General features: G+C 59.0%; 12 protein-coding genes and 5 pseudogenes. 11 read left to right on the forward strand and 6 right to left on the reverse strand.

Annotated features, from left to right (window positions below; all coding sequences use genetic code 11):
- Positions 1–5 precede the first annotated feature (5 nt).
- Positions 6–1,526 (reverse strand): annotated as a pseudogene (locus tag ACF2JD_RS10945) (fumarate hydratase); the annotation flags it as partial.
- Positions 1,527–1,814: 288 nt separating this feature from the next.
- On the opposite strand from ACF2JD_RS10945, the pseudogene pabB reads away from it, so the two are divergent.
- The 3 pseudogenes from pabB to ACF2JD_RS10960 form a co-directional block, all read left to right on the forward strand.
- Positions 1,815–3,080: pseudogene (gene pabB / locus ACF2JD_RS10950) on the forward strand (aminodeoxychorismate synthase component I); the annotation flags it as partial.
- 50 nt (positions 3,081–3,130) lie between these two features.
- Positions 3,131–3,731, forward strand: a pseudogene (locus tag ACF2JD_RS10955) (CoA pyrophosphatase).
- Positions 3,732–3,911: 180 nt separating this feature from the next.
- A pseudogene (locus ACF2JD_RS10960) lies at positions 3,912–5,212 on the forward strand (serine/threonine transporter).
- Between the two features lie 1,247 nt (positions 5,213–6,459).
- Here ACF2JD_RS10960 and sstT read toward each other — a convergent pair.
- Positions 6,460–7,710: a serine/threonine transporter SstT gene (gene sstT, locus ACF2JD_RS10965; protein WP_440987407.1), complete on the reverse strand. Its 1,251-nt coding sequence runs from the start codon at positions 7,708–7,710 to the stop codon at positions 6,460–6,462.
- Positions 7,711–8,065: 355 nt separating this feature from the next.
- Here sstT and ACF2JD_RS10970 point away from each other — a divergent pair.
- The 6 genes and pseudogenes from ACF2JD_RS10970 to ACF2JD_RS10995 all read left to right on the forward strand — a co-directional run bounded on the left by ACF2JD_RS10970 (position 8,066) and on the right by ACF2JD_RS10995 (position 15,297).
- Positions 8,066–8,900, forward strand: a pseudogene (locus ACF2JD_RS10970) (DEAD/DEAH box helicase).
- A 28-nt stretch (positions 8,901–8,928) separates the two neighbouring features.
- Positions 8,929–9,687 carry a helicase-related protein gene (locus ACF2JD_RS10975; protein WP_440987408.1) on the forward strand — a complete coding sequence of 253 codons (759 nt, stop codon included), beginning with the start codon at positions 8,929–8,931 and terminating at the stop codon, positions 9,685–9,687.
- A 52-nt stretch (positions 9,688–9,739) separates the two neighbouring features.
- Positions 9,740–9,985 (forward strand): hypothetical protein, encoded by a 246-nt coding sequence (locus ACF2JD_RS10980; RefSeq protein WP_440987409.1) that lies wholly within the window; start codon positions 9,740–9,742, stop codon positions 9,983–9,985.
- Positions 9,986–10,547: 562 nt separating this feature from the next.
- Entirely contained in the window at positions 10,548–12,470 is a 1,923-nt protein-coding gene (locus tag ACF2JD_RS10985) for a PrkA family serine protein kinase (protein ID WP_005327853.1), read from the forward strand.
- Between the two features lie 24 nt (positions 12,471–12,494).
- The gene (locus ACF2JD_RS10990; protein ID WP_106886658.1) at positions 12,495–13,766 is read left to right on the forward strand and encodes a YeaH/YhbH family protein; all 1,272 of its coding nucleotides are present in this window, start codon (positions 12,495–12,497) and stop codon (positions 13,764–13,766) included.
- A 10-nt stretch (positions 13,767–13,776) separates the two neighbouring features.
- Positions 13,777–15,297 (forward strand): SpoVR family protein, encoded by a 1,521-nt coding sequence (locus ACF2JD_RS10995; RefSeq protein ID WP_106886657.1) that lies wholly within the window; start codon positions 13,777–13,779, stop codon positions 15,295–15,297.
- Positions 15,298–15,359: 62 nt separating this feature from the next.
- Here ACF2JD_RS10995 and fadR read toward each other — a convergent pair whose 3' ends face one another.
- Complete coding sequence (gene fadR / locus ACF2JD_RS11000; RefSeq protein ID WP_106886656.1) at positions 15,360–16,073, reverse strand: fatty acid metabolism transcriptional regulator FadR; 714 nt, start codon at positions 16,071–16,073, stop codon at positions 15,360–15,362.
- Between the two features lie 334 nt (positions 16,074–16,407).
- Between fadR and nhaB the strand changes: the two genes are divergently transcribed.
- Together nhaB and dsbB are read left to right on the forward strand one after the other, a co-directional pair.
- A complete protein-coding gene (gene nhaB / locus ACF2JD_RS11005; RefSeq protein ID WP_290029839.1) occupies positions 16,408–17,982 on the forward strand; it encodes a Na(+)/H(+) antiporter NhaB in 1,575 nt (524 codons plus the stop codon).
- Between the two features lie 86 nt (positions 17,983–18,068).
- The gene (gene dsbB / locus ACF2JD_RS11010) at positions 18,069–18,590 is read left to right on the forward strand and encodes a disulfide bond formation protein DsbB (protein ID WP_290029837.1); all 522 of its coding nucleotides are present in this window, start codon (positions 18,069–18,071) and stop codon (positions 18,588–18,590) included.
- A gap of 607 nt (positions 18,591–19,197) precedes the next feature.
- Here dsbB and ACF2JD_RS11015 read toward each other — a convergent pair.
- The 3 genes from ACF2JD_RS11015 to uvrB form a co-directional block, all read right to left on the reverse strand.
- On the reverse strand, positions 19,198–19,845 hold the full coding sequence (locus ACF2JD_RS11015; protein ID WP_394293665.1) for a DedA family protein: 648 nt from the start codon (positions 19,843–19,845) through the stop codon (positions 19,198–19,200).
- Positions 19,846–19,925: 80 nt separating this feature from the next.
- Positions 19,926–20,183: a YkvA family protein gene (locus ACF2JD_RS11020; RefSeq protein ID WP_429164991.1), complete on the reverse strand. Its 258-nt coding sequence runs from the start codon at positions 20,181–20,183 to the stop codon at positions 19,926–19,928.
- A complete protein-coding gene (uvrB, locus tag ACF2JD_RS11025) occupies positions 20,180–22,192 on the reverse strand; it encodes an excinuclease ABC subunit UvrB (RefSeq protein WP_440987410.1) in 2,013 nt (670 codons plus the stop codon). The genes ACF2JD_RS11020 and uvrB overlap by 4 nt, the downstream gene beginning before the upstream one ends.
- Between the last annotated feature and the right edge of the window lie 55 nt (positions 22,193–22,247).

Genomic DNA, 22,247 nt, shown 5'->3' on the forward strand with positions numbered 1-22,247 from the left:
AGAAGTGAGAGCTTGGTATCCAGCTCGGCGATTTTGGCAGACCAGTAGGCCGGGCCGGTTTCATGGATGTTGTTGCCCTGAGAGTCGACCGCCACTGTCACCGGCATGTCTTCCACCTCGAACTCATAGATGGCTTCCATCCCCAGATCGGCGAAGGCCACCACACGGGCCTTCTTGATGGCCTTGGCCACCAGGTAGGCGGCGCCCCCCACGGCCATCAGATAGACGGCCTGGTGCTGCTTGATGCTCTCGACGGTTTTCGGACCCCGCTCGGACTTGCCTATCATGCCGATGAGGCCGGTTTCACCCAGCATCATGTCGGTGAACTTGTCCATCCGGGTGGAGGTGGTGGGGCCGGCCGGGCCGACCACTTCGTCACGCACCGCATCGACCGGGCCGACGTAATAGATGAAGCGGTTGGTGAAGTCGACCCCTTCCGGCATGCCTTCGCCATTTTTCAGCATGTCGGCAATGCGCTTGTGGGCCGCGTCACGGCCGGTGAGGATCTTGCCGGAGAGCAGCACTGTGTCACCGCTCTTCCAGCTGGCGAGTTCGGCCTTGGTGATGCCATCGACGTTGACCCGGCGCACGTTGCCGCCCGCTTCACGGGTGATCTGTGGCCAGTCTTCCAGCTTCGGCGGGGTCAATTCGGCGGGGCCAGAGCCATCGAGCTCGAAGTGAACGTGGCGAGTGGCGGCGCAGTTGGGGATCATCACCACCGGCTTGGAGGCGGCATGGGTCGGGGCGGACTTGACCTTCACATCCAGCACTGTGGTGAGGCCGCCCAGACCCTGGGCACCAATCCCCAGCCGGTTGACCTTGTCATAGAGCTCGACCCGCAGCTTCTCTTCTGTGGTCTCTGGACCCCGGGCGATCAGCTCCTGAATGTCGATGTGCTCCATCAGGGCTTCCTTGGCGAGCACGGCCGCCTTCTCGGCGGTGCCGCCGATGCCGATCCCCAGCATGCCAGGCGGGCACCAGCCGGCCCCCATGGTCGGCACGGTTTTGAGCACCCATTCGACCACGTCGTCGGAGGGGTTGAGCATCACCATCTTGGACTTGTTCTCGGAGCCGCCGCCTTTGGCCGCAATGCTCACTTCCACCTTGTCCCCCGGGATCATGTCGATGTGCACCACGGCAGGGGCATTGTCCTTGGTGTTCTTGCGACTGCCGGCCGGATCCGCCAGCACGCTGGCACGCAGCGGGTTGTCCGGGTTGGTGTAGGCACGGCGGGTGCCCTCATCCACCATCTCCTGGACCGTCATGTCGCTGTCCCACTGCACCTGCATGCCGATCTTGACGAAGCAGGTGACTATGCCGGTGTCCTGGCACAGGGGACGATGCCCTTCGGCAGACATGCGGGAGTTGATCAGGATCTGGGCCAGGGCATCCTTGGCGGCCGGGTTGATCTCGCGGTCATAGGCAGCCTTGGCGGCATGGACAAAATCGAGGGGGTGGTAGAAAGAGATGTACTGCAGGGCGTCAGCAATGGAATCGATAAAGTCCTGTTTTCTAATGATGCTCATATCATCCTCACTGGTCCTTGTCGTCGCTTGCGCGAGCAAGGGCTTCCATATGATGGCTGTGTAGAGGCTGGCTAAAAACTATCAACCAGCAAAAAACGAACGACACGGCAGTTTTTTCTTAAGTCACCGACACCTATGATACGCTTGCCCACCAGCACCGACTAGGGTTCGGGAATCAAACTGTTGCCTGTGTAACATAAAATGACGCCAACACTTCATATCCATCATCTAGACCATAGTGCTGAACTCCATCAGCTTTTTGCACGCCTGCAACATCAGCCGTGGGCCATGTTGCTGGAGTCGGCGGGGCCAACGGGTGCCGACAACGGCTTTGACATCATCACCGCCGATCCGCTGGCCACCCTCGAACCCGAGGACCAGTCACCAGCCTGCGTGCCAGCAGGCAATGTAGCAAAAGAGCACCATGACGATCCCCTCACCCTGCTGGCCGCACCCAGCAGGCCCTGCTGGGCCAACCGGTGCAGGATGACACATGACCTGCCCTTTATCGGCGGCGCCCTCGGGCTGTTTGGCTACGATCTGGGACGGCGATTCGAGCGTCTGCCCACTCAGGCCAGTGCGGACATCCAGGTACCCGACATGGCGGTGGGGATCTACGACTGGGCGCTGCTGCGGAGCGTGGCAACCGGCCACTGGCAGCTGGTGCACTGGGGAGATGAAGCGGGTCTTGCTAGACGCCTGCAGTGGCTGGCGGCGCAAGTTGCCGCAACCGGCCCCCTTTGCCTTGCAGGCAGCTGGCAGAGCAACATGAGCCGGGAATACGGCGAGAAGTTTGCCCGCATTCAGGCCTACCTCGCCGCTGGGGATTGCTACCAGATCAACCTGACCCAGCGCTTCAGCGCCCCCTATCAGGGGGATGAGTGGCAGGCCTATTGCCGCTGGCGGCGGCCAACAAGGCCCCTTTCTGGCCTTTATGCGCTTGCCGGACAGCGCGCTGCTGAGCCTCTCCCCCGAGCGTTTCCTGCTGCTCGATGGCCGCCATATTGAAACCAAGCCCATCAAGGGCACTCGCCCTCGCCACCCGGATCCGGCCACCGATCGGCATAGCGCCCTGGAGCTGTCTGGGCCGACAAGGACAGATCAGAGAATCTGATGATCGTTGATCTGCTGCGCAACGACATCGGGCGGGTCAGCCGCCCGGGCTCGGTCAGCGTACCCCATCTCTTTGCGGTGGAGTCGTTTCCGGCGGTACATCATCTGGTCTCCACCATCCACGGTGAGCTGGATGCACGCTGGCAAGGGGTCGATCTGCTGCGCGCCTGTTTCCCGGGTGGCTCCATCACTGGTGCCCCCAAGATCCGCGCCATGGAGATCATCGAGGAGCTGGAGCCCCAGCGGCGCAATGCCTATTGCGGCAGCATCGGCTATCTCAGCCAGCATGGCCGGATGGATACCAGCATCTGCATTCGCACCCTGATCGCCGAAGCGGGTCGCCTGCACTGCTGGGCCGGTGGCGGCATCATCGCCGACTCCGACGCCGACAGCGAATATCAGGAGACCTATGACAAGGTCGCCCGCATCCTGCCGCCCCTGCTCGGCGCTGTAACCCTCCCCAATGGCCACCTGCCAGGAGAGCCCCCGCCATGGATCGCCACGAACTGCTGACCCGCTTTCCAGTTGCAGCAACCCGCCCCGGCCCATCGCCTCGCCATTGGCGGGCTCAGTCCGGCGGCGGTGCTGGTGCCGGTGGTGATGCGCGACGACGGGCTCAGCCTGCTGCTGACCCGGCGCAGCCCCAACTGCGGCATCATGGGGGGCAGATAAGCTTCCCCGGCGGGCGGCAGGATCCCGGCGATGAGAACCTGATTGCCACGGCGCTGCGGGAAACCGAAGAGGAGCTCGGCATTCCGGCGCAGCTGATGAGGTGATCGGCACCCTCAACCCGCTCAATACGGTGTCACGATTCGAGGTGCTGCCGGTGCTGGGGCTGCTCGATGCCGACTATCCCTCATCCTGAGCCCGGATGAGGTGGATCAGGCCTTTGAAGTGCCGCTGACCCATCTGCTGGATCGGCGCAACCACATCCCCCTGACCATTGCCAGAGGGGGGAAACAGCACACCATCTACTGGATCCCCTGGCAACAGCACTACATCTGGGGGGCTACCGCCAGCATGATCTGCCAACTGGCCCAGCACCTTCGAAAGATAACAATTTCACCTACTTTTGGCAGAGTGAGCATTTAATCATTAACATTAAACTAACGTGCCAGATGATAAACAAAAATTGATTTTTTCTGTTTTCGATCACATTTCCATAAAAAGTGCGGTTTTTAGCCGTAAAGATGAATTTGATCAACATTTTTGATTAAAAAAACCGTATCCTTGCGCCGACTTAATAAGAACCACACATTCGGGGTGAGATAGATGTCTAATACTGTCACTGGCGCACAGGATGTTGCGACTGCAACGAGGAGCAAGGGAACCGGCTTCACTCAATCCACTGGTTGGAGCAAACAAGACACCACCTGGGTTATCAGCCTGTTCGGCACCGCCGTCGGCGCCGGCATCCTGTTCCTGCCCATCAACGCCGGCATGGGGGGCTTCTGGCCACTGGTGGTCATGGCGCTGCTGGTCGGCCCCATGACTTACCTGGCCCACCGTGGCCTGGCGCGCTTCGTGCTCTCTTCCAAGAAGCCAAATGCAGATATCACCGAAGTGGTGGAAGAGCATTTCGGCGTGGGCGCCGGCAAATTAATCACCCTGCTCTACTTCTTCGCCATCTACCCCATAGTGCTGATCTACGGCGTGGGCATCACCAATACCGTCGAGAGCTTCCTGGTCAACCAGCTGCAGATGACGGCGCCACCGCGCTGGATCCTCTCCATAGTGCTGATCATGGCCATGATGTCGGTCATGCTGGCCGGTGAGAAGCTGATGCTGAAGGTCACCGAGTTCCTGGTGTACCCGCTCATCGCCATCCTGGCGGGCATCTCCCTCTACCTGATCCCGGACTGGACAGGTGCCGCCCTGGCCCAGGTGCCTTCCGCCAAGGATTTCGCCACCACCCTGTGGCTGACCATCCCTGTGCTGGTGTTCTCCTTCAACCACAGCCCGGCCATCTCCAGCTTCGCCCTGGCCCAGCGCCGTGACCACGGTGACAACGCCGTCGCCAAGTCCGACGCCATCTTGAAGCGCACCGCCATCGTACTGCTGGGCTTCGTGATGTTCTTCGTCTTCTCCTGCGTGATGAGCCTGACTCCGGCCCAGCTGGCAGAAGCCAAGTCCCAGAACATTGCCGTGCTCTCCTACCTGGCCAACCAGCATGCGAGCCCCTTCATCTCCTACTTCGGCCCGCTGGTTGCCTTCGTCGCCATCGTCTCCTCCTTCTTCGGTCACTACCTGGGTGCCCGTGAAGGTCTGAAGGGCATGGTGATGCAGCAGATGCGCTCCTCCGGCAAAGAGCCGAACCACAAGAAGATTGAGCTGTTCATCATCGCCTTCTTCATCCTGACCCTGTGGGGCACTGCCATTGCCAACCCCTCCATCCTGGGCATGATTGAATCCTGGGCGGCCCGATCATCGCCACCATCCTGTTCATCATGCCGATGTACGCCATCAAGCGCGTACCGGCCATGGCGAAGTATCAGGGCCATATCAGCAACGTATTTGTCGCTGTGATGGGGATGATCGCCATCTCCGCCATCCTGTATCAGCTGGTCGGTTAATTCCCGCCCTGATAGCAAAAAGCCAGCCGGTTAACCGGCTGGCTTTTTATTGTGTTTGTCCCTCCTGAATATGTTCTACACCTCATCATGCGGTTATTGCGTGTCGTAATCCAAACTCACGCAGCAACTTGGGACACAGCCCACAGCCCGGCAAGCTGCTCAGCACCAACAAAAATGCCGTGAACGCTGTTTTGCAAAGCACGCACTATCTCTGCCCTGGGCCCGTTCAAGGGCCAGGATCAAGGCCATCTTCCGTATCAAGCCACTGCCCCCAGTCGTTTCTCCCGCTGCGTTGCCGCAAATTTGGCCATATTTACCCCTTTGTCGTCATACACCTTGCCATCCCAGGTTTAGTTGGCGAAATCACACGGATGGCAGCCTGGCAGCCATCCCTTTGCTGTTGCCGTTCACCAGTGACCCGTATCCGCGCCCAGTGGATATCCAACTTCTGACCTTCCCCCATTAGCCCTTTGTGTGGTCAAGTAGTGAACAAGTCCTGAGGATTTGAGACGCCACGATAATACCAAACTGTCGCCATAGGTTGTAATGCAATTTGGCCTCCCCAGTTCTGGAAGGCTGCTTGATGTAACGATTGGAGCCTTGTGATAATCCAGTACCCACAATGATTGATTTGAAAAGTTACGCTTACTCAACTTTACATTGCTATCTGGCTCACTTGAATTTGCGCCGCCCGGCCCCATTCTTAATGACGTAACCTTCCAGTTCTACGGGGTATCCTTTTGCTTTATCAGAAGATGAAGATCCGTACAGAAAGGCGTATGTATTTACAGAACTGTTATTTTCATCAATTCGGTTCACCCATTGCGTACCCTCGCTTGTCGTTGGGTATACAAAACCTACAGCATGATAGTCGATTAATTAACTGCCCCTGAGCGTCCATCAGGATGGGAAGATAGACGCCAGCATCCGGCAGCGCCCTCGGTTGCGGCTCTGGCGGAGTAGTACCACCACCGCCACTATCCCCACCGCCGCCACAACCGGCCAACCCCAATGCCCCTACCATTGCCAACCAAAGTGTTGTTTTTTTCATGATTGAATCTCTTTTTAGCCTGAACCTTATTATTCCGCTGCTATTTTGGCGGGGGAGAGCACCCCCGTCTGCCTGCCATTTGTAACCAAACATTTCGTCAAAATAGATGTTCTCTTGCGCACACCTCCCCTCAACAAAGGGCCAGCAGATATAAAAAGCCCCTCACAGAGAGGGGCTGAATGAAAAGCTAAGGGGATCAGGCTTCGCGGCTGGGGACCGGGGCGGCATCCAGCAGGCTCTCATCCTCGGCCATGCAAGCGGCTGCGGTAAACAGCACGTCGGTGGAGCTGTTGAGGGCCGTCTCGGCGGAATCCTGCAGCACCCCTATGATGAAGCCCACGGCGACGACCTGCATGGCGATGTCGTTGCTGATGCCAAACAGGCTGCACGCCAGCGGGATCAGCAGCAGGGAACCGCCGGCCACGCCGGAGGCGCCACAGGCACTGATGGTGGCGACCACGGAGAGCAGAATGGCGGTAGCCAGATCCACTTCCATCCCCAGGGTATGCACCGCTGCCATGGAGAGCACAGTGATGGTGATGGCGGCACCGGCCATGTTGATGGTGGCACCCAGCGGAATGGAGACAGCGTAGGTGTCTTCCGGCAGACGCAGCTTCTCAGCCAGCGCCATGTTGACCGGAATGTTGGCGGCGGAGCTGCGGGTGAAGAAGGCGGTCACGCCACTCTCTTTCAGGCAGGTCAGCACCAGCGGATAGGGGTTGCGCTTGATCTTCCAGAACACGATGAGCGGGTTGACCACGAAGGCGATAAACAGCATGCAGCCGATCAGCACCACCAGCAGCTGGGCATAACCAAACAGGGCATCGAAACCTGTCTCGGCCAGAGTGGATGCCACCAGACCCAGGATGCCGAGCGGCGCACAGCGGATCACCGCTCTGACGATGCTGGAAACCCCGTGGGACAGGTCGGTGATCAGCGCCTTGGTGCTGTCACCCGCGTGACGCATGGCGATGCCAAGGCCGATGGCCCAGGCCAGGATACCTATGTAGTTGGCATCCAGCAGCGCCTTCACCGGGTTGGTCACCACGTTGAACAGCAGGGTCTGCAGTACCTCGGTGATGCCGCCCGGCGGGGTGATCTCGGCGCTGCTGGCCACCAGATGCAGGTTGGAGGGGAACAGGAAGCTCGCCATCACGGCCACCACGGCGGCCAGGAAGGTCCCCAGCACATAGAGCAGCAAGATCGGCTTCATGTTGGTCTTCTGACCCTGCTTGTGACCGATGATCGCCGACATCACCAGTACGAATACCAGCAGCGGCGCCACCGCTTTCAGTGCGCCAACGAACAGGCTGCCGAGCAGACCTGCCGTTTTCGCCCACTCGGGTGCAAACAGTGCCAGCAAGATACCAAATACCAGACCAACCAGGATCTGGCTGACCAGACTGGTGCTATTGACCAGCCGAAGGAGGGGGTGTTGTTGTGTCATCAAAAAAGTCCCTAAGCACCGTAGTGCATGAATCATGAGTCCTGTCAGCAACTTGCACCCGAGAAACCCCTGTCGCCCGAGTGTGGTGTCTGTGGCCAGCCTTCTGTCGGGCCGATCCGCCAGTCACCGGATTGCATGACGGAATATCCCATTCGCCATCTCTTTTTTCCAGAGACTCACCAAAAAATATCCCGTTTCCATCACAGAAAACCGCAACAAAACCTTAACTACAGCGCAACCACCCATTTTTGTACGTTTTATCAACATGGATCTACCTTCGCCTTCGCGACCATCCCTGTGCCATCCGTGACCTGCGTCGCTGTGCTATCATCCCCATTTGCCATGGAGCCTTGCCATGATCCCATCCCTGCTCAACCGTCACTTCGGCTTCTCCGAACTCAGACCAGGTCAGGAACAGGTCATCAGCCGGGTGCTGGCTGGCCAGAGTGCCGCCGCCATCTTTCCCACCGGCTCCGGCAAGTCCCTCTGTTACCAGCTGCCTGCTCTTGCCCTGCCCCATCTGACCCTGGTTATCTCGCCACTGATGGCGCTGATGCACGATCAGCTCGCCTTCCTGAAAGGCAAGGGGATCAGCCGCCGCGACCCTCGACTCAAGCCAGAGCCCGGAGGAGAGCCGCAGAGTGATGCAGCAGGCGCTGGATGGTCAGCTCAAGATCCTGATGATCTCGGTGGAGCGCCTCAAGAACGAGCGCTTTCGCCGCTTTATCGAGCAGGTGCCGCTGTCACTGCTGGTGGTTGACGAAGCTCACTGCATCTCGGAGTGGGGCCACAATTTTCGGCCCGACTACCTCAAGCTGCCAAGCTATCGCCATGAGTTGAAGATCCCGCAGGTGTTGCTGCTAACCGCCACCGCCACCCCGGCGGTTATTCAGGATATGCAGACCAAATTCGGCATCGAGCCGAGGGGGTCGGTAGTCACCGGTTTCTACCGCCCCAACCTGGATCTGGCGGTCATGCCGCTGGCGCCCGATGCGCGGGATGGCTGGCTGCGCAAGCGCTTGCCCAAGAGCCGACAGCCCCCACCATCGTCTATGTCACCTTGCAACACACCGCCGAAGCGTGCGCCGAGCAACTCATTGGGCAAGGGATCAACGCCCGCGCCTACCATGCCGGGCTCGACTCGGCGCTGCGCAGCCAGATCCAGCACGACTTTATGGCAGGCAAGGTGACTGCATCGTCGCCACCATCGCCTTTGGCATGGGCATCGACAAGGCCGATATCCGCCGGGTCATTCACTACGATCTGCCCAAATCCATCGAGAACTACAGCCAGGAGATAGGCCGCGCCGGACGTGATGGCCTCCCCTCCCGCTGCATCGTGCTGGCCAACCAGAGCCAGTTGCCGGTGCTGGAAAACTTCGTCTACGGCGATACGCCGGACTTGAGTGCCATCCTCCAGCTGCTCGCCATCATCGGACAGAGCGGTGCCGAGTGGGAATTCACCCTGCTGCGCCTCTCCAATGACACCAATATCCGCCAACTGCCCCTTAAAACCCTGCTGGTCTATCTGGAGATGGCGGGCATCATCACCCCGGCCTACAGCTACTACGCCGACTACCGCTTCAAGTTTGTGCTGGATAAAGGCGAGATATTGAGTCGTTTCAATCCGGATCGACGCCAGTTTCTGGAGCAGCTGTTCGCCTGCGCCCCACAAGCACGCAGCTGGTGCACCATGGACTTTGACGCCCTCTGGCAGAGCTATCAGGGGGAGCGGCAGCGGGCCGTTGCGGCGCTGGACTACCTGCAGCAGCAAGGCTGGATCGAGCTTGAAAGCAAGCAGATGACCGAGGTCTACCGGATCACTCGTCAAGGGTGGGACAACGAGCAGGAAGCCGCCCTGCACGCCCTGTTCCTGCAAAAAGAGCAGAGCGAGCTGGCCAGACTGCAAGCCATGCTGGGGTTCTTTCACCTCGAGCCGCTGCCTGAGCCACCGCCTCGCCCGCTATTTTGCCGATGAGGAGGCGCCGGTTCACTGCGGCCACTGTTCGGTCTGTCGCGGGGAGATAGCCGTGCTGCCGCCGTTGCCGCCGCAGGGCTTGCCCAACGAGCACGGCTTGCGCGCCTGGTGCGATCCTCTGATTGCCCTGTGTCACCAGCGCCATCCCCGGATCCTGACCCGCTTCCTGTGTGGTATCGCCACCCCCCTGACCACCCGGACCAAGGCGAGAAACCTGGCCGGTTTTGGCCAGTTGGCGGCCTATCCCTTCGCCGAGGTGCTGGCGGCGGTGTCGGCGATCTATTCTGCCGAATCTTGATCTCAAGCTTGCCGGACGCTGAAAAAATAAGACCCTCGCGGATGCGAGGGTCAAGCCAACGGAAACGTGCTTAAACAGAGCTTAGTATCTGCACAATCACCCACTCTCTTGCTAAAGCGATGACTGCTCGACACAGGGCCAATCTAGAGCAGCTAGAATGTAGCGTCAATGTAAAAATTAGAGCTTTGACACCAAACAACGGGCGTTACGTTGACGTAAGCGTCACTATGTTTCACCTCTTCTCCCCTGCCGCCCTTGCCCCGCCTGCACTTCGATTCCACAAACCGGGGGGCCATCATTTTCTGCACCTGCCACACAAACATTTATTTTTTATGTCTTTGACATTTGCATCACTGTCGTGGCAAAAATAATTTAACAGTCAGTAACATAGAGATGTCATTGGCTGCCTCTTCCCGCATGAGGATCGGGAAGCTCCCGTACAAACTTAAACCAATGATGGCGATGGATTACTGGGGGCTGTTGACTAGGCTTAAGAGGTAAACAGAACAAAAGTAGTGATCCACTTTTTTTCAGGGTAAGCGACTATAACGAGGGCTAAGTTATGGGCATCTTCGAGCACTATCAACAGCGGTATGAGAAGGCCAGAGAGGAGGAATACAGCATCCAGGAGTTTCTGGATATGTGCAAACAGGACAAATCCTGCTACGCCTCCGCCGCCGAACGACTGCTGGTTGCCATCGGCGAACCGGAAATGATCGACACCTCCGTCAATCCGCGCCTCAGCCGCCTCTTTTCCAACCGCGTCGTCGCACGCTATCCCGCCTTCAAAGACTTCTATGGCATGGAAGAGGCGATCGAGCAGATCGTCTCCTACCTCAAGCACTCCGCCCAGGGACTGGAAGAGAAGAAACAGATCCTCTACCTGCTGGGTCCCGTTGGCGGCGGCAAATCCTCGCTGGCCGAGAAACTCAAGTCCCTGATGCAAAAAGTGCCCATCTATCGCATCAAGGGATCGCCGGTCAACGACCACCCCTTCTGCCTGTTCGACATCGAAGAGGACGGCGAGATCCTGGAAAAAGAGTACGGCATACCGCGCCGCTACCTGAGGCCCATCATGTCTCCCTGGGCGGCCAAGCGGCTGCACGAGTTTGGCGGTGACATCACCAAATTCAAGGTGGAGAAGGTCAACCCCTCCATCCTGGATCAGATCGCCATCGCGAAAACAGAACCCGGCGATGACAACAACCAGGACATCTCCTCCCTGGTGGGCAAGGTCGACATCCGCATGCTGGAGCACTATGCCCAGGATGATGCCGATGCCTACTCCTACTCCGGTGCGCTGTGCAAGGCAAACCAGGGGATGATGGAGTTCGTGGAGATGTTCAAGGCGCCCATCAAGGTGTTGCACCCCTTGCTGACCGCGACCCAGGAGGGGAACTACAACGGCACCGAGGGGCTCTCCGCCCTCCCCTTCGACGGCATCCTGCTGGCCCACTCCAACGAATCCGAATGGCAGCAGTTCCGTAACAACAAGAACAACGAGGCCTTCCTAGACCGGGTTTACATCGTCAAGGTGCCCTACTGCCTGCGTGTCTCGGAAGAGGTGAAGATCTACGAGAAACTGCTGTTCAACAGCGAGCTGACCGAGGCCAAGTGCGCCCCGGGCACCCTGGAGCTGCTAGGCCAGTTCTCCGTATTGTCACGGCTGAAAGAGCCGGAAAACTCCAGCCTCTACTCCAAGATGCGAGTCTATGACGGCGAGAGCCTCAAGGACACGGATCCCAAGGCGAAGAGCTATCAGGAGTACCGCGACTACGCCGGCGTGGATGAGGGCATGAACGGCCTATCCACCCGCTTTGCGTTCAAGATCCTCTCCCGCGTCTTCAACTTCGACCATGCGGAAGTGGCGGCCAACCCGGTGCACCTCTTCTATGTGCTGGAGCAGCAGATAGAGCGCGAGCAGTTCCCGCAGGAGCTGCACGATCGCTACCTTGAGTTCATCAAGGGCTATCTGACCCCGCGCTACGTGGAATTTATCGGCAAGGAGATCCAGACCGCCTATCTCGAGTCGTATTCAGAGTACGGACAGAACATCTTCGATCGCTACGTCACCTACGCCGACTTCTGGATCCAGGATCAGGAGTACCGTGACCCCGAGACCGGCCAGCTGTTTGATCGGGCATCGCTCAACAGCGAGCTGGAGAAGATTGAAAAACCGGCCGGGATCAGCAACCCGAAAGATTTTCGCAACGAGATCGTCAACTTCGTGCTGCGTGCACGGGCCAACAATGCAGGCCGTAACCCCAACTGGACCAGTTACGAGAAGCTGCGCACCGTGATCGAGAAGAAGATGTTCTCCAACACGGAAGAGCTGCTGCCGGTTATCTCCTTCAACAGCAAAACCTCGGCCGAGGAGCAGAAGAAGCACGATAACTTTGTCGAACGGATGATGGAGAAGGGCTACACCCGCAAACAGGTACGCCTGCTCTCCGAATGGTATCTCAGGGTACGCAAGTCATCCTGACCCTGCCGTGTTCAAGGGGGAGTTATGGCGCATTTTATCGACCGCAGGCTCAACGGCAAAAACAAAAGCGCTGTCAATCGGCAGCGCTTCATCCGCCGCTACAAGAAGCAGATCAAACAAGCGGTCTCGGATGCTGTCTCCAAACGCAGCATTCAGGACGTAGACAAGGGCGAGAGCATCAGCATCCCGACCAAGGACATCGGTGAGCCCCATTTCCATCAAGGCCAAGGCGGCAAACGGGAGATGGTGCACCCGGGCAACGATCAGTTCGTCTCCGGTGACAAGATTGACAGACCCAAGGGAGGGGGCAGCGGTCAGGGCGGGGGCGAAGGACAGGCTTCTGATCAGGGAGAGGGAGCAGACGACTTCGTGTTCCAGATCTCGAAAGACGAGTACCTGGACCTGCTGTTTGAGGATCTGGAGCTGCCACGGCTGCAGAAGACCCAGCTCAACCAGCTGATGGAGATGAAAACCTACCGCGCGGGCTACACCTCCAACGGAGTGCCTGCCAACATCAACGTGGTGCGCTCGCTGCAAAACTCGCTGGCGCGTCGCATGGCGCTGCAGGCGGGCAAGAAGCGCCAGGTGCGTGAGCTGGAGGAGCGGCTGGCCCTGCTGGCTCTCGATCCCAACGAACATTTTGCCGAGATGGCACAGCTCGAAAAAGAGATCAGGGAGCTGAAACGACGGATCGAGGCGGTGCCCTTCATCGACACCTTCGATCTCAAGTTCAATAACTTCGTCAAACGGCCCGTGCCCTCCAGTCAGGCGGTGATGTTCTGCCTGATGGACGTCTCCGGCTCCATGGATCAAGCTACCAAGGAGATGGCCAAGCGTTTCTACATCCTGCTCTATCTGTTCCTGAGCCGGACCTACAAAAACGTCGAGGTGGTTTACATTCGCCACCACACCCAGGCCAAGGAAGTGGACGAACACGAGTTCTTCTACTCCCAGGAGACCGGCGGCACCATAGTCTCCAGCGCCCTCAAGATGATGAACGACATCATCAACGAGCGTTACCCTGCCAACCAGTGGAACATCTATGCGGCGCAGGCGTCCGATGGGGACAACTGGGCGGATGACTCGCCTCAGTGCCGGGAGATACTGATGCGCGACATCATGCCGCGGGTGCGCTACTACTCCTACATTGAGATCACCACCCGCGCTCACCAGACCCTGTGGCACGAATACGAGTCGGTGGCCGACCACTACCCCCACTTCGCGATGGAGCACATTCGCAAGGTAGAGGACATCTATCCGGTGTTCCGGGAGTTGTTCAAGAAGCAAGCGGCTTGAGGGATCTGATATGGTAGAAACCGCGAGAAAAATAGCGCCGCTGGACGATGGGCCTGACTGGAACTTTGATCTGCTGGAGACCTATCACCAGGAGATAGCCCGGGTTGCCAAGTTTTATCGGCTGGATACCTATCCCAACCAGATCGAGGTGATCACCGCCGAGCAGATGATGGATGCCTACTCCAGTGTGGGCATGCCCATCGGCTACCAGCACTGGTCATTCGGCAAGCGCTTTATCCATACCGAACGCAACTACAAGCGCGGCCAGATGGGCTTGGCCTATGAGATCGTTATCAACTCGGATCCCTGCATCGCCTACCTGATGGAAGAGAACACCATGCCGATGCAGGCTCTGGTGATGGCCCACGCCTGCTACGGTCACAACTCCTTTTTCAAGAACAACTACCTGTTCAAGGCCTGGACCGATGCCTCCTCCATCATCGACTACCTGCTGTTTGCCAAGAACTACATCACCGAATGCGAGGAGAAACACGGGATCGATGCCGTGGAGCGGCTGCTCGACTCCTGCCATGCCCTGATGAACTACGGGGTGGATCGCTACAAGCGGCCCCAGAAGATCTCCCTGGCGGAGGAGAAGCGGCGCCAGAAGGCGCGGGAAGATTACCTGCAGACCCAGGTCAATGAGCTCTGGCGCACCCTGCCCAAGCAGCACAAGGCAGCCGGTATCGAGGACAGGCGCTATCCGCCCGAGCCTCAGGAGAACATCCTCTACTTCATCGAGAAAAACGCCCCATTGCTGGAGCCCTGGCAGCGGGAGGTGGTGCGCATAGTGCGCAAGATCAGCCAGTACTTCTATCCGCAGAAACAGACCCAGGTGATGAACGAGGGCTGGGCCACCTTCTGGCACTACACAATCCTCAATCACCTGTATGACGAGGGGAAGATCAGCGATCGCTTCATGATAGAGGTGCTGCACAGCCACACCAACGTGGTGTACCAGCCCCCCTACAACAGCCGCTACTACTCGGGCATCAACCCCTATGCCCTCGGTTTTGCCATGTTCACCGACCTGCGCCGCATCTGCGAGCACCCCACAGAGGAGGACAGATACTGGTTCCCCGATTACGCCGGCACCAACTGGGTCGATACCCTGCACTTCGCCATGCAGAACTTCAAGGACGAGAGCTTCATCAGCCAGTTCCTCAGCCCCAAGGTGATGCGCGACATGAAGCTGTTTGCCATCGATGACGACGATCTGAAGAACTACCTCAAGGTCTCCGCCATTCACAACGAGGAGGGTTACCGGCTGGTGCGCAACACCCTGTCGGCCCAATACAACTTGAGCAATCTGGAGCCCAACATTCAGGTCTACAACGTGGCGGTGAAGGGGGATCGCTCCCTCACCCTGCGTTATGTCCCCCACAACCGGATCCCCCTCGGCGAGTCGCGCCATGAGGTGCTCAAGCATCTGCACCAGCTGTGGGGATTCGATGTGGTGCTGGAGCAGGATAACGGCGAGCTAACCGCGGACATTATAGGGCGCTGCCCGGATCGCAAGAGCCTGACCTGATGGGCAGGCGAGGAGCATAAAAAAACGCGCCGGTTGGCGCGTTTTTTCTTGGTCGATACAGATCAGTTATCGCACAGATTGCTCGGCATATCCTGGCGAAGACGAGTCCACAGCTTGCCGGATTCTATGCCGTACTGACGCACAGTCATGAACACGGCCTCGTGATTCTTGGTCTCGGCCAAGCCCAGCAGCGTCTTGTAGTAGGCATCCGCCGTCTCGCGCGCCTGCTTGTCGGAGAAGTAATAACGCCCGACGCGGCTGTACAACCCTTTGAAGCCATTGAGGATCAAGGCATAGATGGGGTTGCCGGAAGCAAATGAAAGCTGATGGTGCAGGCGATAGTCGAACTCGGCGTACGCCTCCGGGGAATTATCAACCTCATCGGCGCCACGCAAGATCTCGGCCGCTTGCTCCGGGTTGTTGCGAATGGCGCCACGGATGAAGATGGTGCAGATGTTGGTGCGCGCCGACAGCAACTGAGCCACCAGATCCGGCACCTTGTCCTGATCGAGCCGTGCCAGGGTCTCCAGGATGTTGAGACCCGAGGTCTCCCAGAAGTTGTTGACCTTGGTCGGTTTGCCATGCTGGATGGTGAGCCAGCCATCGCGGGCAAGGCGCTGCAGCACTTCGCGCAAGGTAGTGCGAGTCACGCCAATCAGCTCGGACAGTTCGCGCTCCGCTGGCAGAATGGATCCTGGAGGAAAGCGATTGTTCCAGATGGACTCGATGATGTATTCCTCGGCAAACCCGGCAGGGCTTTGCGCTTTTATGACCATGTGGTGACTCTGTTGTAGTGCGTAAAAAGGCTCACGAATAATAGCAAAGCCGGTCATGCTGGCAAGCAGAAGGTCAGTCCTCTGCTCACATTTAACCCGAACTTTTTGTTAAAAATATGTATACAACAACATGGCCGGAGCCAAGCAACACCAAATGATGGTGATATCGACGCCTCGCCGCTGGGCAAGCAGTGCGGCGTTATTTATAGTTAGCGCTCCCTTGATTAAAATCATGTGCAATCAATTTGATAAAGGTGAATATCCGGATGTTCGGGTCGAGTCGGGCTCGACTGCATAGACGCAGATACCAACAACAGAACAGAGAACCATCATTATGCCAATCAGCCTAGGGCGCGCTTTTGCAAAGAATTTTTTGGGTAATGCCCCTCGGTGGTACAAAATTGCCATCGTCATATTCCTGCTGATCAATCCGATCGTCTTCCACATTGATCCCTTCCTGGCTGGCTGGTTGCTGGTGGTCGAGTTCATCTTCACCCTGGCCATGGCGCTCAAGTGCTACCCGCTGCAACCCGGCGGCCTGCTGGCCATCGAAGCCGTGCTCATCGGCATGACCTCGGCGAACCAGATCAAGCATGAGCTGGTGGCCAACATCGAAGTGCTGCTGTTGCTGGTCTTCATGGTGGCCGGCATCTATTTCATGAAACAGCTGCTGCTCTACGTCTTCACCAAGATGCTGGTCCGCATCCATTCCAAGACCCTGCTCTCCCTCGCCTTCTGCCTGGTATCGGCCTTCCTGTCCGCCTTCCTCGACGCCCTGACGGTGATCGCCGTGGTCATCAGCGTCGCCACCGGTTTCTACGCCATCTATCACAAGGTGGCCTCCCGCGACGAGTTCGAGGGTCAGCATCAGGATGACGAGGACATTGACGAGCTGTCTCGCCAGCACCTGAACGAGTTCCGTGCCTTTTTGCGCAGCCTGATGATGCATGCCGCCATCGGCACTGCCCTGGGGGGTGTTTGCACCCTGGTTGGCGAGCCCCAGAACCTCATCATTGGTGAGCAGGCGGGCTGGCATTTCGGTGAATTTGCCATTCGCATGGCCCCGGTCACCCTCCCCGTCTTCCTCTGCGGTCTGCTCACCTGCATCCTGGTGGAGAAGTTCCGCTGGTTCGGATATGGCACCAAGTTGCCCGAGCCAGTACGTCACATCATGGAAGCCTACGAGCGCGACGAAGATGCCGAGCGCAGCCCGCAAGAGAAGGCCAAGCTGCTGGTCCAGGCGGCCATCGCCATCTGGCTCATCACAGGTCTGGCCCTGCATCTGGCGGCGGTGGGCCTGATCGGCCTGACCGTCATAGTGCTCGCAACGTCCTTCACCGGCGTCACCGAGGAACATGCCCTCGGCAAGGCCTTCCATGAGGCGCTGCCCTTCACCGCCCTGCTCACCGTCTTCTTCAGCGTGGTCGCGGTGATCATCGATCAACAGCTGTTCAAGCCGGTGATCCAGTGGGTGCTGGCCGCCAAACCCGAGGATCAGCTCGCCCTCTTCTATCTGGCCAACGGCTTGCTCTCCATGGTGAGCGACAACGTCTTCGTCGGCACCGTCTACATCAACGAGGTGAAGACCGCCTTGCTCAATGGCGCCATCAGCCGCGAGCATTTCGATCTGCTGGCGGTAGCCATCAACACGGGGACCAACCTGCCGTCAGTGGCCACCCCCAATGGCCAGGCGGCCTTCCTGTTCATGCTGACCTCGGCGCTGGCGCCGCTGCTGCGCCTCTCCTATGGCCGCATGGTGTGGATGGCCCTGCCCTACACCCTGGTGCTGGGGCTGGTGGGTTTCTTTGCGGTGGAGCAACTGCTCGCCCCTGCCACCGAATGGTTCTACCAGGCTGGCTGGCTGACACAGGGTGGCGCCGTGCCGACCCTGGTACCGGCGGCACACTGATGATGCTAGGGGCCATTAGGCCCCTTTCTTTTTAAGTACGGCTCTGCTCTAATTCAGCCACTATTTTTCTCTGTGAGATCAATCAGATGATCGAGTTTCTTCGCCGTGTTGCCAGCCACCGTCTGGCCTGGGGCTTGCTGGCCGCGTCCGCCCTCTGCTTCGAGCTGTGCGCCCTCTTCTTCCAGCATGTGCTGGGTCTGCACCCTTGCGTGATGTGCATCTATGAGCGGATCGCCATCCTGGGGGTGTTCGCTGCCGGTCTGCTCGGCATGGTGGCACCAGAGAAGTGGTATCTCCGCTGGAGCACCATGCTGCTGTGGGGCTACAGTGCTTTCTGGGGCCTGAAACTGGCACTCAAGCATGTGGATTACCAGGTGAACCCCTCCCCCTTCAACGTGTGCGAAGGCTTCGTCGATTTCCCAAGCTGGGCTCCCCTCGACAACTGGGTGCCCTGGCTCTTCTTCCCGGACGGCGATTGCAGCGAGATCAGCTGGCAGTTCCTGAGTTTCTCCATGCCGCAGTGGCTGGTGGCCATCTTCGCCGCCTACCTGCTGGTGTTTGCTGTGGTCGCCATCGGCAACCTGGTCAAGGGCCGCTGCTGCAACTGAAGCTGACGCCGCCATATATGACGCATATAAAGAGGGAGCCATTGGCTCCCTTTTCAATCAGCGGTGTCAGCCATCCAAGTCGGTCCTGTTTCTCCATGCCCCTGTCATCTGGCTTGTGGCCATCTTCGCCGCCTACCTGCTGGTATTTGCGGTGGTCGCCATCGGCAACCTGGTCAAGGGCCGCTGCTGCAACTGAAGCTGACGCCGCCATATATGACGCATACAAAGAGGGAGCCATCGGCCCCCTTTTCAATCAGCGGTGTATCCCGTCATGCCCCTGTTCTGGCTGGTGGCTGTGGTCGCCATCGGCAACCTGGTCAAGGGCCGCTGCTGCAACTGAAGCTGACGCCGCCATATATGACGCATACAAAAAGGGAGCCATTGGCTCCCTTTTCAATCAGCGGTGTCAGCCACCCAAGCCAATCCCGTTTCTCCAAACCCCTGTCATCTGGCTGGTGGCCAGCTTAGCCGTCTACCTGCTGGTGTTTGCTGTGGTCGCCATCGGCAACCTGGTCAAGGGCCGCTGCAGCCACTGGCCATCACACCCGCGTGGAAACAACAAGGGGGAGCCATGATGGTTCCCCCTTTCGCATTTTGTCTGGCCTTTCTACGCCTTGGCGGTGTTCATCCTGGCCCTCACCATGCCGACGACCATGGGCAGCAGCGAGATGCCGATGATGCCGAAGATGAGCAGAGTGAAGTTGTGACGCACCACCGGCAGGTTGCCGAAGAAGTGGCCCGCGTAGACGAACGACAACACCCACAGCAAGCCGCCAATCAGGTTGAACGCCAGGAAGCGCGGGTAGGTCATGGCTCCCATGCCGGCCACGAAGGGGGCAAAGGTGCGCACTATGGGCAGGAAACGGGTGATGATGATGGTCTTGCCCCCATGCTTGGCATAGAAGGCATGGGTCTTGACCAGATAGTCGCGGCGGAAGATCTTCGAATCGGGATTGCGAAACAGCTGATCCCCGAAGAAGTGGCCTATGGTGTAGTTCACCACGTTGCCCAGCACGGCGGCGATGATCAGCACCCCCGCCAGAGTGTGCACATCCAGCACGCTGCCCACTGTGAGGGCGCCTGCGGCAAACAGCAGGGAGTCGCCGGGCAGGAAGGGGGTCACCACCAGGCCGGTCTCACAGAAGATGATGAGGAACAGGATGGCATAAACCCAGATGCCATAGTGCTCGAACAGCTCTTTCAGGTGCACGTCAACGTGCAGAATAAAGTCGATTGCAAACAGGATCAGATCCATTTTTTCATACCCATGAAGTGAACGGCGTGGAGTCTACGCCAATGCCTTGCGCCCGACAATCTGCGGCATCGCCTCTCCCCTCATTCCAGGGTATCCAGCCCCTTCCTGACCGTTGCGGGCAGGCAGAACTCCCACCCCCAGAGCAGCAACAGCAGCAGGCTGACGTCGTCGAGCCAGCCAACGAAGGGCACCAGATCCGGGATGAGATCCACCGGACTGATGCCATAGACGAGGATGAGGATCACCAGCCCCTTGGCCCACCAGGGGGTGTCCGGGTGGCGAAAACCGGCATAGAGGCGGCGCAGGCGCCGCCAGATCAGCCAGCGCTTGCCACTCATGATTCGATCAACTCGCCGCGCAGCCGCTGGATCTGATCCCGCATGGCGGCGGCCTGCTCGAACTCCAGATCCCGGGCATGCTGGAACATCTGCTCCTCCATCCGCTTGATCTCCTTGGCGATTTCGCTGGCGGAGCGGGCATGGTACTCCCCTTGCGGCTCGGCCGCCTTGCGACTGCCTCTGCCCGGTTTGCCGGCGGTGCGGCTCCCCCCCATGTCCATCACATCCCCCACCGACTTGTTGAGGCCTGTTGGCGTGATGCCGTGCTCCAGGTTGTGGGCGTGCTGCAGGGCACGGCGCCGTTCGGTCTCTTCTATGGCCACCTTCATGGAGTTGGTGATGGTGTCGCCGTAGAGAATGACCTTGCCGTTGAGGTTGCGGGCGGCGCGGCCTATGGTCTGGATGAGGGAGCGGGTGGAGCGCAGGAAGCCCTCCTTGTCCGAATCCAGGATGGCCACCAGCGACACCTCCGGCATGTCGAGCCCTTCCCGCAGCAGGTTGATGCCCACCAGCACATCGAACTTGCCGAGGCGCAGATCGCGAATGATCTCCACCCGCTCCACGGTGTCTATGTCCGAATGCAGGTAACGCACCCGCACGTCGTGATCCGCCAGATATTCGGTCAAATCCTCCGCCATCCGCTTGGTGAGGGTGGTGACCAGCACCCGCTCCTCCACCGCCACCCGCAACCGGATCTCGGATAGCAAGTCGTCCACCTGGGTGGTGACGGGGCGCACCTCGATGACAGGATCGAGCAAGCCGGTGGGGCGCACCACCTGCTGCACAACATCGCCGCCGGATTTTTCCAGCTCGTAGGGGCCTGGGGTCGCCGAGACGAACACCGTCTGGGGCATCAGGGCCTCGAACTCGTCAAACTTCAGCGGTCTGTTGTCGAGCGCCGAGGGGAGCCGGAAGCCGTACTCCACCAGGGTCTCCTTGCGGGATCTGTCCCCTTTGAACATGGCGCCTATCTGCGGCACTGTGACGTGGGACTCGTCGATGATGAGCAAACCATCCCCCGGCAGGTAGTCAAACAGGGTGGGCGGCGGTTCGCCGGGGGCCCGGCCCGAGAGGTAGCGGCTGTAGTTCTCGATGCCGGAGCAGTACCCCAACTCCTGCATCATCTCGATGTCGAACTGGGTACGCTGGCTGATGCGCTGCTCTTCCACCAGCTTGTTCAGGGACAACAGCTGCTCGCGGCGTCCCTTGAGCTCTTCCTTGATGTGATCGATGGCGCCCAGTATGGTCTCCCTCGGCGTGGCGTAGTGGGTCTTGGGGTAGATGGTGTAGCGCACCACAGTCTGCTCGATGGCCCCGGTCAGGGGATCGAACTGGGAGAGGCGCTCCACCTCCTCGTCAAACAGCTCCACCCGCAGGGCCAGCTTGTCCGATTCGGCAGGGTAGATGTCGATCACCTCCCCCCGCACCCGGAAGGTGCCGCGGCTAAACGCCACGTCGTTGCGGGTGTATTGCAGCTCGGCGAGGCGGCGCAGTATGTCCCGCTGGTTGATCACATCCCCCACCTTGAGATGCAGCATCATGCTGAGGTAGGCCTGGGGGTCCCCCAGACCATAGATGGCCGATACCGAGGCGACGATCACTACGTCGCGCCGTTCCAGCAGCGCCTTGGTGGCCGACAATCGCATCTGCTCGATGTGATCGTTGATGGAGGCATCCTTCTCTATGAAGGTGTCCGTGGTCGGCACATAGGCTTCCGGCTGGTAATAGTCGTAATAAGAGACGAAGTACTCCACCGAGTTCTCGGGGAAGAACTCCTTCATCTCCCCATAGAGCTGGGCAGCCAGGGTCTTGTTGGGAGCCAGTATCATGGTCGGGCGGTTCAGGGTGGCGATGACGTTGGCCATGGTGAAGGTCTTGCCCGACCCAGTCACCCCGAGCAGGGTCTGATGAGCGAGGGCGGACTCTATGCCATCGAGCAGGCGGGCGATGGCTGCAGGCTGATCCCCCGCGGGTTGAAACTGGCTGGCCAGCTTGAAAGGCTTATTCATGACGACTCCCGACAAAAAACGGCAAGAGAGCAGTGTACCCCGAGTTGACGGGCCT

It is taken from the genome of Aeromonas ichthyocola, assembly GCF_046087985.1.
Classification (GTDB): Bacteria; Pseudomonadota; Gammaproteobacteria; order Enterobacterales; family Aeromonadaceae; genus Aeromonas; species Aeromonas rivipollensis.